This window comes from Lentzea sp. NPDC051208 (assembly GCF_040682435.1).
Lineage (GTDB): Bacteria > Actinomycetota > Actinomycetes > Mycobacteriales > Pseudonocardiaceae > Lentzea > Lentzea kristufekii.
Map to the genome: position 1 here is coordinate 1 of NZ_JBFBAW010000004.1, position 13,864 is coordinate 13,864.

At 70.0% G+C, this 13,864-nt stretch carries 15 protein-coding genes and 2 rRNA genes; 6 read left to right on the top strand and 11 right to left on the bottom strand.

The annotated features are described in order from the left end of the window. The 3 genes from AB0M48_RS10240 to AB0M48_RS10250 form a co-directional block, all read left to right on the top strand. Positions 1-137: ribosomal RNA gene (locus AB0M48_RS10240) — 23S ribosomal RNA — on the top strand; the annotation flags it as partial. 108 nt (positions 138-245) lie between these two features. Then, a 5S ribosomal RNA gene (gene rrf / locus AB0M48_RS10245) occupies positions 246-362 on the top strand. 164 nt (positions 363-526) lie between these two features. Continuing rightward, on the top strand, positions 527-691 hold the full coding sequence (locus AB0M48_RS10250) for a hypothetical protein (protein ID WP_319988587.1): 165 nt from the start codon (positions 527-529) through the stop codon (positions 689-691). 2 nt (positions 692-693) lie between these two features. Here AB0M48_RS10250 and AB0M48_RS10255 read toward each other — a convergent pair whose 3' ends face one another. Then, positions 694-1,284: a hypothetical protein gene (locus AB0M48_RS10255; RefSeq protein ID WP_363838392.1), complete on the bottom strand. Its 591-nt coding sequence runs from the start codon at positions 1,282-1,284 to the stop codon at positions 694-696. Next, a complete protein-coding gene (locus AB0M48_RS10260) occupies positions 1,281-1,640 on the bottom strand; it encodes a nucleotide pyrophosphohydrolase (protein ID WP_363838395.1) in 360 nt (119 codons plus the stop codon). The genes AB0M48_RS10255 and AB0M48_RS10260 overlap by 4 nt, the downstream gene beginning before the upstream one ends. A gap of 88 nt (positions 1,641-1,728) precedes the next feature. Here AB0M48_RS10260 and AB0M48_RS10265 point away from each other — a divergent pair, with 88 nt between their 5' ends. Then, positions 1,729-2,529 carry an NAD(P)H-binding protein gene (locus AB0M48_RS10265; protein ID WP_363838398.1) on the top strand — a complete coding sequence of 267 codons (801 nt, stop codon included), beginning with the start codon at positions 1,729-1,731 and terminating at the stop codon, positions 2,527-2,529. Here the strand turns inward: AB0M48_RS10265 and AB0M48_RS10270 are convergent. The 3 genes from AB0M48_RS10270 to AB0M48_RS10280 form a co-directional block, all read right to left on the bottom strand. Then, positions 2,502-3,416, bottom strand: coding sequence for a hypothetical protein (locus tag AB0M48_RS10270; protein ID WP_363838402.1), 915 nt, complete (start codon positions 3,414-3,416; stop codon positions 2,502-2,504). The two genes, AB0M48_RS10265 and AB0M48_RS10270, sit on opposite strands and share 28 nt — an antisense overlap. A gap of 122 nt (positions 3,417-3,538) precedes the next feature. Further along, complete coding sequence (locus tag AB0M48_RS10275) at positions 3,539-4,546, bottom strand: hypothetical protein (RefSeq protein WP_363838406.1); 1,008 nt, start codon at positions 4,544-4,546, stop codon at positions 3,539-3,541. Positions 4,547-4,622: 76 nt separating this feature from the next. Continuing rightward, positions 4,623-5,522, bottom strand: a complete 900-nt coding sequence (locus tag AB0M48_RS10280; protein WP_363838409.1) for a helix-turn-helix domain-containing protein — start codon at positions 5,520-5,522, stop codon at positions 4,623-4,625. A gap of 100 nt (positions 5,523-5,622) precedes the next feature. On the opposite strand from AB0M48_RS10280, the gene AB0M48_RS10285 reads away from it, so the two are divergent. Next, a complete protein-coding gene (locus AB0M48_RS10285) occupies positions 5,623-5,913 on the top strand; it encodes a hypothetical protein (protein ID WP_363838412.1) in 291 nt (96 codons plus the stop codon). On the opposite strand, the gene AB0M48_RS10290 is transcribed toward AB0M48_RS10285, so the two are convergent. After that, positions 5,910-6,542 carry a hypothetical protein gene (locus tag AB0M48_RS10290; protein WP_363838415.1) on the bottom strand — a complete coding sequence of 211 codons (633 nt, stop codon included), beginning with the start codon at positions 6,540-6,542 and terminating at the stop codon, positions 5,910-5,912. The two genes, AB0M48_RS10285 and AB0M48_RS10290, sit on opposite strands and share 4 nt — an antisense overlap. Before the next feature lie 15 nt (positions 6,543-6,557). Between AB0M48_RS10290 and AB0M48_RS10295 the strand changes: the two genes are divergently transcribed. Further along, complete coding sequence (locus tag AB0M48_RS10295) at positions 6,558-7,040, top strand: very short patch repair endonuclease (RefSeq protein WP_363838418.1); 483 nt, start codon at positions 6,558-6,560, stop codon at positions 7,038-7,040. Between the two features lie 55 nt (positions 7,041-7,095). Here AB0M48_RS10295 and AB0M48_RS10300 read toward each other — a convergent pair whose 3' ends face one another. The 5 genes from AB0M48_RS10300 to AB0M48_RS10320 all read right to left on the bottom strand — a co-directional run bounded on the left by AB0M48_RS10300 (position 7,096) and on the right by AB0M48_RS10320 (position 13,829). Next, positions 7,096-9,726 carry an AAA family ATPase gene (locus tag AB0M48_RS10300; RefSeq protein ID WP_363838421.1) on the bottom strand — a complete coding sequence of 877 codons (2,631 nt, stop codon included), beginning with the start codon at positions 9,724-9,726 and terminating at the stop codon, positions 7,096-7,098. Then, the gene (locus AB0M48_RS10305) at positions 9,723-10,559 is read right to left on the bottom strand and encodes a metallophosphoesterase (protein ID WP_363838424.1); all 837 of its coding nucleotides are present in this window, start codon (positions 10,557-10,559) and stop codon (positions 9,723-9,725) included. Before AB0M48_RS10305 ends, AB0M48_RS10300 begins: the two co-directional genes overlap by 4 nt. An 8-nt stretch (positions 10,560-10,567) precedes the next feature. Next, complete coding sequence (locus AB0M48_RS10310) at positions 10,568-10,954, bottom strand: hypothetical protein (protein ID WP_363838428.1); 387 nt, start codon at positions 10,952-10,954, stop codon at positions 10,568-10,570. Next, positions 10,951-13,317, bottom strand: coding sequence for an AAA family ATPase (locus AB0M48_RS10315; RefSeq protein WP_363838431.1), 2,367 nt, complete (start codon positions 13,315-13,317; stop codon positions 10,951-10,953). Before AB0M48_RS10315 ends, AB0M48_RS10310 begins: the two co-directional genes overlap by 4 nt. 155 nt (positions 13,318-13,472) lie before the next feature. After that, on the bottom strand, positions 13,473-13,829 hold the full coding sequence (locus AB0M48_RS10320; RefSeq protein WP_363838434.1) for a peptidase inhibitor family I36 protein: 357 nt from the start codon (positions 13,827-13,829) through the stop codon (positions 13,473-13,475). Positions 13,830-13,864 lie beyond the last annotated feature (35 nt).

A 13,864-nucleotide genomic window follows, 5' to 3' on the forward strand; every position in this document is an offset into this window, starting at 1 on the left:
GAAGCTCGTTCCAAGATGAGGTATCCCACTCTTCGTGAGTTAAGGCCCCCAGCTAGACCACTGGGTTGATAGGCCAGAGGTGGAAGACCGGTAACGGTTGGAGCTGACTGGTACTAATAGGCCGAGGACTTGTTACAAAGACGCTACGCATCCACTGTGCGGTTCTGGAAGAACAACCAGGACCGATCGAGCCCGCCGGCAGGGTTTCTGCTGGTCTCGGGGTTCAGGTTGTAATTTCATAGTGTTTCGGTGGTCATAGCGTTGGGGAAACACCCGGTCCCATTCCGAACCCGGTAGTTAAGCCCTTCTGCGCCGATGGTACTGCACTGGTTACGGTGTGGGAGAGTAGGTCGCCGCCGAACTTAATTTGCCCTGCGGGTTGAGCGCCACAAGCGCTCCCCGCAGGGCTTTTTCATGTCTTCGAACATGTGGCGCTGTGTTCATTGAGCGGCTGTCCGGGTGATGCGACCCCGGCGAGCGGGTGACGTGAGTCAAGCGCGGGTTGTTCCTCCCTACCGTGATCGTCATGAACGAGCAGTGGGCAGGGGAGGCACCTTTGCGGTGGCGAGCGCGCAGGAGGCGGGGCAGGCACGCCCGCGAGCCCGCGCCGTCATCGCAGTCGATCCTGCCCGCAGTGTTCGGCGTCGTGCTGCTGGTGTGCCTGATCCTCCTCCTGCTGACTTACCTCTAGTCCTAGCGGGACTGCAGCGCGTCGAGCGCCACGGCCTGTGCGATCACGAGCCGGCGGTCGACGCCAGGATCCTGGATCGAGACCACGTAGTGGTCCCGAAGCCAGGTCTTCTTGTCGACGCTGAACACGGGCGCGCCGTTCTCCTTGACGAAGTCGAAGTGATACCGCATGGGGAACGGCGCATCTCCGATCACCGGGATCCACTGCCACAGCCGGCGAAAGCCCGCGAGGAACTTGTTCCGCTCCGCGCCCGTCGCCTGACCCCAGCCGTGCTGCTCCAGGTGCCAGGTGGACCGCAGCAGCGACTTGGCGAAGTTCTTGCGGAACAACCCGATCGACCTGTTCTGCCCGTCCGTCACGTCGTAGCCGCCGCCCAGGTCGAGCACCTTGCGCGCGTTGAACTCGAACAGCACCTGGTTCTTCGACGAGTCGGTGTAGATCGTGACCCGTTCCTTGATCTTGAGCCTCTTCTGCTCGGCGAAGCCGACCAGCTGGCCCGGTGCGCCGTTGTCGTCGACGAACACCTCGTACCGGTTGACCATGAACGTGACCTTCTGGTGCACATGCAGGACGTGCACGTTCTGGAGACTCACTGCTCACCCTTCTCGACTGGCACGGGAATCAGGCTCCCGGTCGGGAACCGCTGTTCATTGCGGTCGATCTTGGCGAACGCGGCCTCGACGAGGTCGACACCGAGCTTGTCCGCCAGCCTGGTCAGGTAGTGCATCACGTCCGCGAGCTCGTCGCGGACGTTCCAGGCGAGTTCCGGGTCTTTCATCGCGTCCCGGGCCTCTTCCGGCGTCAGCCACTGGAAGAGGTCGGTGAGCTCGCCGACCTCCGCGGACAAGGCCATCACCAGGTTCTTGGGCGTGTGGTAGCTGTCCCAGTCGCGGGCAGCGGCGAACGCACGCAGGGCGTCCCTCAGGTCCACGAGATCACGCTGACTCATGCTCCACTAACTACCACGTGGACGAACGAGCAAGGATGGCGGCTGATCAAGCATGGATCGTCCGGGTCAACGTTGATTGACTCCAGTCATGTCAACATTGAGCGGAATCAACGCCTCGTCTGTCCTCGTACTGGGTGCCACCGGTAAGACCGGCCGCCGCGTCACCGACCTCCTCGGCCCCGCCGCACGTCCGGCATCGCGGTCCGCGTCGACGAGGTTCGACTGGTCCGCCCCGGACACGTGGGAGCCTGCCCTCGCGGGCACGACCGCCGTCTATGTCGTACCGCCGGAGAACCCCTTGCTGCTGAACGACTTCGTGCGCGTCGCGGTGAAGGCCGGCGTCACCCGGCTCGTGCTGCTGTCGATGCGCGGTGCTCCCGACGACGACCCGTTCGAGTCGGCGATCAAGGAGTCTGGTGCGGAGTGGACGATCCTGCGGCCCACCTGGTTCATGCAGAACTTCGACGAGGACATCTTCGCCGGGCCCGTCCAGCAGGGTGAGCTCGCGGTGCCCGCCGGTCAGGGCGTCCACCCGTTCATCGACGTGGTGGACATCGCCGAGGTCGCGGTCGCCGCACTGACCCAGCCCGGTCACCACGGCGAGACCTACGATCTCAGCGGACCAGAGGCGTTGTCGTTCGCCGAGGTGCTGGCGCGGATCGTCGCGGTGACCGGAAGCCCGGTGCTGTACGCGGACATCGCGCCGGAGGAGTTCGCGGCAGGGATGCGCGGGCTCGGCTACCCGGACGAGATCGCGGACCTCGTCACGATGCTGCTCGTGCGCATCCGCACGGGAGAAGAGGCGCACCTGTCCGACGGTGTGCAGCGTGTTCTCGGCCGTGAGCCGCGGACGTTCGCCGACTACTTGGGCAGCAGCAAGTTCGCCTGAAGACCACGCGTGCCCTCGTTGGTGATGACGGCTTCGCAGAGCGCGCGTCCGGTGCGGGCTCGCCACTCCTGCGTCATGTCGCAGTAGCGAAGGCCCATCGCATAGGTGAGTTGGCCGATGCACTCGCCTTCGAGGAGGACCTCGAGCGTGTGTTCACCGGTGTGAGACCCCTTCACGATCCTGCAGTCGCGGAGTTCGGCGATGACGTGCACGGGAGTGCGGCCGTTCACCACGCGGTGCAGCACGTACTGGTGGGCGTCCTCGCCCACGACGGCGACCTGCTGTTCAGCCGGCAACGTCGGCGCGGTGCCGAGTGCCTCGTGATCGAGCAGCAGCAGGCGCGGGGCACCGAGATGCAGGTGCACGCCGTAGCGCTGGCCGCCTCCGAGGATGCGGGCCGGGCACGAGCCGACCTCGCCGCGTTCGGCCAGGTCGAGCAGAAGCGGCTGGTATTCGGCGGCCTGCTCTCTGCGCAGGTAGCCGGCGGTGACGGCGGTGCCGTCGCCGCGCAGCAGGTCGACCCGCACCGCGCGCTCGTGGCGGCCGGCGGCCTCCGGGATGAGCACCGCGGTCGCCAGGGCCGACGTGTCGTCCCTGGGATCGGGCGCCGAGAGCCTGACCACCTCGGCGATGGCGTCCTGGTGATGTGCTTCGCCGACGACCGCGATCCGGCCGGCTGTCGACAGGCGGCGAAGGCGTGAACGGGTGCGCGCCGGCACGATCTGGTCGGCCGGCTTGTTCTTCGTACCGATGAACATCAACGCGAACAGCGCGAGACCGATGACGAACCCCACAGGGCCGAAAGCAACGGTCAGAACCAGCGCGAGCACGGCTACGGCGATCAAAACGGCGGCAGGCGAGGGTTCTGTGCGTTGCTGCATCGTCATGGGGCATCCTCACGACTAGGCTTCCCGTCACTCTCAGTGTCGGGGAAGCCGGGCGATGCGTTTCACAAATCGCTCGTTTGGCCTAGTACGACGGGCTGAGCGCTCCAGCCAGTGACCGGGCTCTATCGCGGATCGGGATCGTCCGCCAACGGTGAGTGAGGATTTTCTTCGGCGAGCTTCAGTGCGGCACCGATGGAAGCCCATCCGCGAGCGACTCCGTAGGAGACGCCGCCGAAGATGAGAGCCCCGAAGACGAAGCTCCAGCTGCCGGTGAACGCCCGGAACACCGCATAGCCGGCCATCGCCGCCGTGAGGACACTGAGCACGAGCATTACGTGATGCATGCCGTGCTTCACCTTCTGCTGGTTCGGCTGCATCGGCGGCGAGCGGCTCAGGCCCCACAGCTTCTTGGCGTTCGCCCACCGCGGGCTCTCCAGGGGCGGCCGCGGATCTGCCTTCGCGCGCACCTTCGCCCGTGCCAGGACCAGCCGCGTCACCGTCTCGACGTCGTCGACCGGCAGCAGCCACTGCTGCCCGCCGCCGATGATCCGCAGCACCGGCCCCGGCGTGATCGTGAGCTCGCTCGTGTTGCCGAACCGCCACTGCGCGGGCGAGTGCACGAAGCCGGCCTCGACGTGACCGATCCGGTCGAACCGGATCGCGACCCGACCGACCGGTGCCTCCTTGTGCCGCGGCGGCGGCAGCTTGTCGAGCAGCAACCTGCGCGACTGCACTCGCAGCCGGCCCCCGCCACGCAGTCCGACGAGGACCTCGACGGCCGAGCGCCGCACGTCACCGGTGACCGGCCACGACACGACCTTCGCCGCGAGCCACGCGAGCCCCCATGCGACCAACGGCGTCGCCACGGACAGCACGGACTTCTCCCAGCTCGTCCCGGCGAGCAGGCCGACGAAGGCGACCGGCGCCGATGGCAGCAACGCGATGCGCGTCCACGCCGCCGTCATCCACCAGAGCACCACGAAGAGCAGCAGCGCCACCGGGACGGGCCAGAACCCGTTGAGGTCGGTGAACTTCTCCGCGAACTCGGCCGCGAAGTCGAACTCCTCCCGCCTGCCGGGCAGTGATCGCTGGAACAGGTACGACGACAGCGTCAGGTATCCGAACGGCACGCGGCGTAGCTGAGCAGGATCAACGGCACGGCAACGAGATACCGCAAGAACATCATGTGCAGGCCCCCAGGTCTGATCAGTGGACCAGGGTAAGGCGTGCGCGTCCTCTCGGCCCTGGTTCTCCGCCACCCGGTAGTGCGGTCAGCACGAGCCCGAACACCAGTCCGTTCAGTTCTTCCAGGCCCAGGTTCAGTTCTTTGGCCACGTGCGACGGTGTCGTGCCGTTCTCGCGGAGAACCCGGAACACCTTCGTGAGCAGCTTCGAGGTCTCCCGGCGCGTCATACCGCCCGGCACGAGGCTGTGGACGTTCGCCCACTTCGTGAACTGCTCCCTGTCCACGTGCCAGTGCCGGTGGTCGGTGCCGGGCAGTTGTCGCTGGGGCATCAGGAACTCGGCGGCGAACTCGTGCGGTTCGTCGTGCCCGAGGAGCACGGCGAGCTGGACCGCCGTGTCGAACCGGGCCTGCTCCGGCGTCGCCGACGGCGTGAGGAAGACGAACGGTGTTCCGTTGTGCCAGCAGGAAAAAGCCGCTTGCCCGGCGCAGTCGACCGGCAGCGAGAACACCCGCACACCGTGGGACTCCAGCAGCTGCACCATGTTGGGCGCCGGCCCGGTGGCGAGCCGCCACGCGTCGCGCGTGCCCTGCGGCGAGGTGCGCGGCGGCGGCAGGTCGGGCTGGGGGAGCACGAACAGCCGGTCCAGCCATCCGTTGAACTCGATCGCGAGCTGCGCCGCCGCCGTCGCCTGCGCGTCGTGCGGCGCGTTCTGCGGCCGCGGAGGCTCCGGCGCCGTCAAGAACTCGGCCGGGAAACCGAGCGCACCCGCCAGCGACTCGACCGCGGCGGCCTTGGGCCTGCGCTGACCTCGCTCGTACTCGTCGATGGCCCGCGCCGGCACGCCCGACTTCCGCGCCAGCTCGGCCGCGGTGAGTCCGCGCCGGGTGCGGGCGAGCGTGAGTCGCGAGGGCGTGAGCATGATCCGGTCATTGTCGCTGGTGGCGCGGCGGACTGCCAGGCGGGTCCTGGTGCGCCGGCCGGATCAGCGCGGCTCTGCTGTTCGGCGTAGTTTCGGGCGCGTGGCCCGGAGGGATCATGACCTGTGGCGGGACTCGATCGCGCGCAACGCCTGGTTCGGCGGCTGGCTGCTCGGCCTGCTGTTCCTGGGCCTTGCGGTCGTCGGCCTCATCCGGTGGCCGCACTGGGTGTGGGCGCCTCCGATCGCCTGCGCGCTGCTCGCGCTGGCCGCCGTCTACCGGCTGCGGCACCTCGGCGGGACGATCCGGCTCGGCCTGCTGACCCTCGTGCTGCTGGCAGGTGCCGGCGCACTGACGCACGTCGCCGTCGACGTCGCCAGGCCGGTGTTCTAACGGCGGAGCGCGATCGGGAAGTCCACCTCCTCAGGACCGTCCACATTGGGAGCCTTGAGCTGCGGGAACTCCATCGGCGGCAACGTGATCCGGTGCGCCCACCGCTCGATGACCTGGTTCTGCGGCGTCGGCTCCGGCTGCGACACCTCGCGCAACACCACGAGCCGGTCTTCGAGCTGCAGCGGGTACGTCACCAGGAACCACAACTTCAGCCCCTCGCTGCGCGCGCCCTCGAACAGCGCGAACTGGTCGTGGTCATTGTCCCGCATCATCGCCGCGAGGGCGGGCCCCTTCGCGTAATCGCTGCGCAACGGCGCCTCCAGCGACCCCGTGCCCCGGTTGCCCTGCAACGTGCCGAGCAGCACCGGACGTGACGGGTGCCGGATCAGCCCCGCGTTCCAGTGGTCGAGGCGCTGCCAGCCCTCGGCCGCCAGCAGCTGCCGCAGCGTGCCCACCCGGTGGATCCAGTCGAGCAGGCCCGGCGCGTTGGTCGGCCCGAACGGCGGCGAGGCGGCGCGCGCGTCGATGCCGGCGGCGATCGCCCGGTCCAGGACCGCGGTGCGCAGGCCCAGGTCGGCGAGCCTGTCGTCGGTGGTGGGGGTGAGCTTGCGGAAGGCGGCGTTGGTCATGGGCCGACGGTAGCGATGGGGTCTGACATTTCCGGGAAACTGCTGGTCGTGTACCGCTACGTCGATGCAGGCCCTGCTCCGCCCGCCACCTCCGAGGCCACCTCGAGGGTCATGCGCCGCACTCGCCGCGTCGGCACCGCGCCGGAACTGGCGGTCAGGCGAGCGCTGCACCGGCGGGGGCTGCGCTACCTCGTCGACGTCGCCCCGCCCGGCACCAACCGCCGCAGACGTGTCGACGTGCTGCTGCGCGGGCCGCGGATCGCGTTGTTCGTCGACGGTTGCTTCTGGCACTCGTGCCCGGAGCACGGTCAACTGCCGAAGGCGAACCGCGAGTGGTGGCGCGTGAAACTGCACGGAGTGGTCGTTCGCGACCGGGACACCGATGCCCAGCTCACGTCCGCAGGTTGGCTCGTCGTCCGCGTGTGGGAACACGAGGACCCGGGCGACGTCGCTGACCAGATCACCAGGCTCGTGGCCGGCAGCCGGGCCAAGACGTGAGAGTGCGGTGCCCCAGGTCAAGTCCAGGGCACCGCACCGGCGGCCTTTCTCCCGGTCAGGCCGCCACCGGCGTGAGCTGGTGCAGCACGTCCCGCTCACCCAGCCGCTCCTGGGCCCACTCGGCCACCGCCGCGTCCTGCGCGAACAGGACGATCTGCCGGTCCGCGGACAGTTGCAGCAGCAGGTCCAGCACGGCACGTGTACGGGCGTCGTCCGCCTGCACGGTGACGTCGTCCAGCAGCAGCGGGCAGGATTCGGTGGCGAGGTGCTGGGCGAGGGCCACGCGCAGCAGCAGGTAGATCTGTTCCGCGGTGCCGAGGGACAGGCGTGAGGCCTGGTGCCACGACTCGGAGGCCGCGCACACGCGCACGGTGAGTGTTGACGGGTCGACGGCGGCGTCCACGTAGCGGCCTTCGGTCACCGAGGGCAGCCACGTCCGGAGTGTGTTCTCCAGGGCCGGGGCGATGGTGCTGTGCACCTTCTCGCGGGCCGCGGTGAGGTAGCGGGAGGCGAGGCCGATGGCCTCCACCTCGGCGGTCACCTCGGTGAGGAACGCGCTGGCGGCCTGCACCGCCTCCTCGGCGTCCGGGACGCTCGGCAGGGCGCGGGCCAGTTCGGCGACGGTGGCCGCCAGGGAGTCCGCGGAGGCGGCCGAAGCCGGGTCCACCGGGTCGCAGGCCGCGTAGCGGGCGGCCGCTTCCAGCAGGGTGGCGTGGTGGGTCTGGGCGGCTGAGCGGGTGGCTTCCAGGTCGTCCAGGGTTCCTGCGGCGATCAAAGCTTGCAGTTCGGCCCAGGCCTTCTGCTCGTCCTCGGCTTCGCGCAGCAGGCGGTCCCAGCCTCGTTGCCACTCGGCGATCGCGCGCAGCAGGTCCTCCGGGCGCTCGCCGGTGCCGCCGATCGCGGTGACGGCTTCGCGCAGCAGAGCCAGGGCTCGGTCGTGCGCGGCGGTCGCCTCGGCGACGGTGGCCTCGGCCAGGCGGCGGTCCGCCAGGGTCTGGGACAGCTGGGGGCGCTGGGCCGCCATCGACGCCTGGCGGGCGCGCACCTTGCAGTCGGTCTCGTAGTCCACCAGCAGGTCGGGCACGGTCATCGCGGGGTCGATCTTGCCGCGTGCCGCGAGTTCCACGCGGATGGCCTTCTCGGTGCGGGCGACCTCGGACAGCAGGTCGGCGTGGTCGGCCTCCCACGCGGCGCGGTTGGCCAGGCGCCACAACGTTTCGCGGTCCGCGGGCACGCCCAGGGACGCGCACTCGGCCACCGCCTCGTCGTGCACGCGCGCGGCCTCCGCGGCCACCGCGCGCTGGCCTTCGGCCTCGGCCATGGTGCGGTCCGCGCTGAACAGCACGCCCCGCGCCTGGGTGGCGGCGGCCGCGCGTTCGGCGGCGAAGGTCACGGCGGTCTCGCGTTCATCGGCGTTGCCGCGGGACATCGCGCCGCCGACCCCGGCTACCAGCGCGGCGACGAGGACGCCGGCGGCGGCCAGTTGCTGGCCGGTCAGGAACAGCAGCAGGCCCACCAGGCTCGTGAGACAGCTCAACGCCAGCAAAGCGTTGCGCAGGAACGGGTTCGGCACCGCGATCTCCTGCACGTGCGCCGCCGCCACGTCCGCCTCGACCTGGGTGCGGGCCGCGCAGGCGGCTGCCTCGTCCTGGTACTGGCGGGCGTTGTCCACGTCGACCGACGCCGTGGTCAGGCGGGCACCGGCGGCCGGGTCCAGGCGCGTGGCGATGCCGCGCAGCACGGACGGTTCGGCGTTCGTCGGCGGCGAGGGCCGGCGTTCGTGGTGCGCGGCGGCGACGGCGGACGCGGTCGCGTAGGCCGAGGCCACGACGCGGAGTTCGTCGTCCAGCGCGGTCTCGCCGACGGGGAAGTCCGGCAGGGCCGCGAGTTCCGCTTCCAGCGCCGCCGCGGACGGGCCCGTCAGCACGCGTGGGGTCGGTGCGGCACGCCACGCGGCCAGCGCGCGGTTGACCAGGTGGGTCAGCTCCTCCTGTGCGGCGAGTCCGGACGGCGGCGAGTCGCCGAAGCGCTCCTGCAACTCGGCCAGCCGGGCCACCCTGGCGGAGATCGAGTCGAGCGACTCCGCGTGCTGCTGGACGGCCAGGCGGGCACGCGCGGCGGCGGCCGAACGGGCCTGCGCGCTCAGCTCCAGGTAGCGGGTGTGCTCGCGGCGAGCCGCGGCCAGATCGGTTTCGGCTTCGCGCAGGCGGTTCCGTGCGTTGCGCAACGTGTCCACGGGCGCGGTCAGCCGTTGCAACGCCTGCTCCACCGTGCCGTCCGTGCCCGCGGTGGCCGCCGCGCGGCGCAGGTGGTTCTGCAGGCCGTCCGCCGCGTCCAGCACGGTCAGCAGCTGCGCCTGGTCGACGCACGCGGTCGCGGCGAACGACATGCGGTCCAGCCCCACCCAGCGCGCGGCGTCCGGCGCCAGGTCGGCGTTCAGGTCGCGGTCCACCGAGACGACCTCGCCCGACTCCAGCGCCACCGTGGCCGCCACCCGCCAGGAGTCGCCCTGCCACGGACGGTGCCGCGCCGAGGGATCGCCGCACAAGGCCGCGCGGATCGCCGCGTGCCACGACGACTTCGCGGACTCGTTCGCGCCCGACACCACGGTGAGACCGGGCGCCAGCGACAAGCTGCGGTCGTGCAACGGCCCGAACGCGTGCGCTGTAATAGATTCGATCCTCATCGTTCCTCCAGCGCGCGCAGGCCGGCCGACAGCACGCGTCCGCGCAGGGCCACGTCGAGAGCGGGATCAGCGAGCACATCGCGCACGAACTGACCGCGCACGGTCCGTTCCGCGGCGACGGTGTCGAAGTCCAGCAACGGGAACGTCCTCTCGGCGTCGAGCCAGCCGAGCGACCGCGACGCCGACACGTCGAACACCTCGCGCGACACCGAACCGTCCTCGTGCACCGTGCACAGAACGGCTCCGCGCTCACCGGTCTCGCCCGGCGTCAGCGGATCGGGGTTGCCGGGGAACGTGTAGTCGGCGGCGTGCTCCGGGGTGTGCACGTGCCCGAGGAACGCGTGGTCCAGGCCGGTGATCGCGACGTCCTCGGGTGCGGAACCGTGGCACAGGGCCACGTTCACGCCGCTCCGGTTCACCGCGAACCCGTCCAGGACGTCCCGCGCCGGGCCGGGTCCGACGTTCGCGGCGCCCCACAGCGTGATGCCGTCGGCGAGCTCCACGGGTGTCATGGACTCCGACGAGAACACGTGCACGTTCGGCGTCCAGTCCACCTGCCGGTAGACCGACTGCGGCCCGTACCAGTCGTCGTTGCCCGGGGCCAGGAACACCGGCACCGGGCAGTCGAACGACGACCGCAGGAACTCCGCCGTCGAAGGGGAGCAGCGGTCGTGCTCGTACAGGTCGCCGGCGCAGAGCATCGCGTCCACGCCGGATTCCTCGGCGAGGTCGACGATGTGGCCCAGCGTGTCACGCAACGCTTGACGCCGCTCCGGGCCCGCGCAGGAAAAGCGCGTGTCCAGGTGCAGGTCCGCGAACAGCAGCAGTTTCACCAATGCCCTCAGGTGAGGTCGATGTTGCCGGACAGGGTCAGGGTCGGCCGGAGAGAGGCCGCGACCGAGGCGGTGTCGGAGTGCCAGCCGGTCAGCTCCGCGACGGTCGGGGTCAGCTCGTAGCCGTGGTGCCGGATCGCGCGGCTCAGCGCGTGCCACAGCTGGGAGGCGTCGTGCGCCACGTCGGCGTCCACATGGGACGGAAGACTGATCAGCAACGCGTGCACGGGCTGGTCGGTGTTCCCGGCCCCGCAGGCGCGGGCCACCGACCGTTCCACCGCGGTGCGCAACAGCTCGGCACAGCAACGGATCCGCACGCCGTCGAGCTGATCGGGGCGCGCCAGCAGGTTCGCCACGCAGGTCAGCCGGTCCTGGACATCGGAGGGGAGGCTCATCGCTGCAGCCACCCCGCGAGCAGCTCGGTGTCGCGGATCAGAACGTCCAAATCTCCGCTCTCGCCTCCGACCCGGCACGCCAGCAGCAAGTCCACCGCCCACGATCCGACGACCTCCTCCAGATGTGGCAACAGCTTCGGGGATTCCGTGAGGTCGTCGAGGACGGCCAGCGAGAGCTTCTGCCTGGTCGTCAGCGCGCATTCGAGCAGGCGCTCGACCTCGGCGTGCGGGACGCCGCGGCCGAGCCGTTCGCGGCGGAACCGGGCGTGCGCCGCCGCTTCCAGGGCCGTGCGGCAGCACGACGCCACGAGTTCGGCCCGCAACGCCTCCGGCAGGTCCTCGTCGACCCGCATCGCGCGGGCGTCGGCCAGGCAGCGGCCGACCGGGTCGTCGGACATCCGCACCTGCACGACGGAGTCCTCGCCGCGGCAGACCTCCCAGACCGTCGCCGGCAACCGCAGCCGCCGCAACGCCTCCACCAGCCGTTCGTCGTGCGTGAAGACCACGACCTGGCGGGTCAGCCCGACGTCGGCGAGCACCTGCGCGAGACCGTCCACCTTGGTCGGGTCCATCGCCTGCACCGGGTCGTCGATCATCACGAACCGGAACGGGCTCTCGTCCACCAACGCGCGCGGCAGGAACAACGCGAGCCCCAGCGAGTGCAGTTCGCCCTGGCTCATCACCGCGAGCGCCGAGTTCGAGACGCCGTCGACCGACACGTCCAGCTCGACGTTGCGGGTGCCGCCGAGCCGCACCGCGCCCAGGTCGACGTTGCTCTGCTGGCGCAACCGCTGCCAGATCCGCTGCGACTCCTTGGCGAACGGCGCGATCCGCTCGGACCGCAGCGTGGCCGCGGTCTTGCGGATCCAGTTCTCCGCCTCCGTCACGCCGGCGAGCACCTCGGCGTCCGCAAGCGCTTGCTGCGCCTGCGAATGCCACTCGAACAACGCGATCGCCATCGGCCGCCACACCAGGTCACGCCGGTCGATCTGGTCGCGCGCCACGGCCTTGAGCTGGTCCACGGCCTGGACGAGGTCCGCGTACCGGTCGAACGACTCCTGGCGCAGCCGCACCGGGTCGTCGATCGAGGCGCAGGCCTCCCACGCCTGCCAGGCCTGCAGCGCGGTCGTCGTGTCGAGCACGTCCTGCACCTCGGCCAGCACCTCGGGCACCGGCACGCACAACGCCCGCGTGGCGGCGACGGCCACGTCCAGGCGGTCGGCGGCCTCGTGCAGTTCGGCGGCGGCCCTCGCGAGGTGCTCGGCGCGTTCCTTGGCCTTCCCGAGCCACATCCCGTCGAGCCGGCCGAGATCGCACACCGGGCACGTCTGGCTGCCGCCCGACTCCTGCAGCTGGATCGCGAGGCGCAGGATCTCGCTGCACCGCAACGAGTCCTGCGCGTTGGCCGTGGCCACCGCGGTGACCGCGCCGAGCGCCAGGTCGAGCGTCTCGCGGACCCGCTCGACCTCGTCGTCGGGCGGCAGCGTCACGTCCACGATCTGGTGCAGCAGGTTCGTGCCGGTGCCGACGTCCGCGCCGAGCGCGAGGTCCGCGACGGCGTCGAGGTCGGGGGAGTCGCTGCCGAGCAGTGCGGCGGCGCGGCGGGCCCGTTCGTCCTGGGACGCCAGCAACTCCGCGCGCACGCGTTCCCGCCGGTCGTGAGGGCGGGCGACGACCTCGGCGAGACGTTTGCGGTGCTCGGCGAGCGCCTGTTGCGCTTCGGTGATCGCTTCCAGGCCCAGGAGGCGGTGCATCGCCTCGTAGAGGTCCTCGGGTTGCGCGTCGAGAACGGTCCCCAGCTCGCTGTAGGGCAGGAACGGCCGGTAGGTCTCCAGCGCTTCGTGCCACCTGCTGTCGTCGAACGGCTGGTCGTCCTGCGTCCACTCGCCCTGCGCCAGCTCGTCCTCCGGCGCCCACCGTCTTCGGATCGTCGTCCTGTCCGTCCGGGCACTCTGGAAGAGCTCCAGCTCGACGGCGGTGTCCCTCTGGTGCAGGTTGCGCCAGCCCTGCCGCCACACGTCGTGCCGTGCTCGGGTCCAGCGCGAGTTGTAGCCGGTCAGCGCCAGTTCGGCAGCCTCGGCGAAGCTCGACTTGCCCGAGCCGTTGCGTCCGGTGACGACGGTCAGTCCTGGACCCGGTGCCAGCGGCAGGCGCGTCTGGGGGCCGATGCCCCGGAAGCCCCGCACCCGGATCTCCGACACGAAGATCTCCTGGCCGGGGCCGTCGGTCCGCTGTCGCGGAGGCTCATCCCGCGAGGGCACACCGGCGAGAGCGCGCTCCAGCGCCGCGTCTCCCCGGCACGCCGCCAGCACCAGTTCTGCCGCACGTGGGGTGAGATCGTCTTTGGCCAGTCTCCCGGCCATCAGTTCGAGTAACCCGGCTTCACCCGCCACGGTCACATTTCCTCCAGCTGCCACCACTCGATAGGGCGGCAACTTAGGCACGAAAGGGGACCTACTGACGAGTACTCACACGATCGAGTGGTGTTACATAGGGTGACTAAAGTAGGCCGCCGTCGTTAAGGACCCCACACCTGCAGGCCCCTGATCACGAAGTAGGCGTCCGGCACATAGGTGCCGTGCTTCGGATAGGTGGTGAACTCGGCCTCGGTCGAGCAGTTCTCGCGCTGGTAGACGGTCGCGTCCCTGCTCAGGCGGTTGGCGAAGGACTTCCCGGTCACCGTGAGCGTGATGCACTCGCCGGGGTTCGCCGATTCCACGTCGAGGCGCTGGACGGTTCCCGTGTAGTCGGCACCCGACCACACGCAGAACTCCCCCTTGTCGCAGGTCTTGTCACTCTGCGCTACGGCGACCCCACTGGAGGCAACCGAACCCGCAGTGATCACCAGGGCGGCGATGATGCTCTTCGTCGACATGGGCGCACCTCCGTCCGGATGAGTGTGCGTCCGTT

Bases quoted from the DNA above. Each gene is read 5' to 3' on its own strand.
- AB0M48_RS10320 (WP_363838434.1), bottom strand. From the start codon at position 13,829: ATGTCGACGAAGAGCATCATCGCCGCCCTGGTGATCACTGCGGGTTCG.
- AB0M48_RS10300 (WP_363838421.1), bottom strand. From the start codon at position 9,726: ATGAGGATCGAATCTATTACAGCGCACGCGTTCGGGCCGTTGCACGAC.
- AB0M48_RS10290 (WP_363838415.1), bottom strand. From the start codon at position 6,542: ATGACCAACGCCGCCTTCCGCAAGCTCACCCCCACCACCGACGACAGG.
- AB0M48_RS10315 (WP_363838431.1), bottom strand. From the start codon at position 13,317: ATGGCCGGGAGACTGGCCAAAGACGATCTCACCCCACGTGCGGCAGAA.
- AB0M48_RS10280 (WP_363838409.1), bottom strand. From the start codon at position 5,522: ATGCTCACGCCCTCGCGACTCACGCTCGCCCGCACCCGGCGCGGACTC.
- AB0M48_RS10250 (WP_319988587.1), top strand. From the start codon at position 527: ATGAACGAGCAGTGGGCAGGGGAGGCACCTTTGCGGTGGCGAGCGCGC.
- AB0M48_RS10260 (WP_363838395.1), bottom strand. From the start codon at position 1,640: ATGAGTCAGCGTGATCTCGTGGACCTGAGGGACGCCCTGCGTGCGTTC.
- AB0M48_RS10295 (WP_363838418.1), top strand. From the start codon at position 6,558: ATGGGGTCTGACATTTCCGGGAAACTGCTGGTCGTGTACCGCTACGTC.
- AB0M48_RS10270 (WP_363838402.1), bottom strand. From the start codon at position 3,416: ATGACGATGCAGCAACGCACAGAACCCTCGCCTGCCGCCGTTTTGATC.
- AB0M48_RS10310 (WP_363838428.1), bottom strand. From the start codon at position 10,954: ATGAGCCTCCCCTCCGATGTCCAGGACCGGCTGACCTGCGTGGCGAAC.
- AB0M48_RS10265 (WP_363838398.1), top strand. From the start codon at position 1,729: ATGTCAACATTGAGCGGAATCAACGCCTCGTCTGTCCTCGTACTGGGT.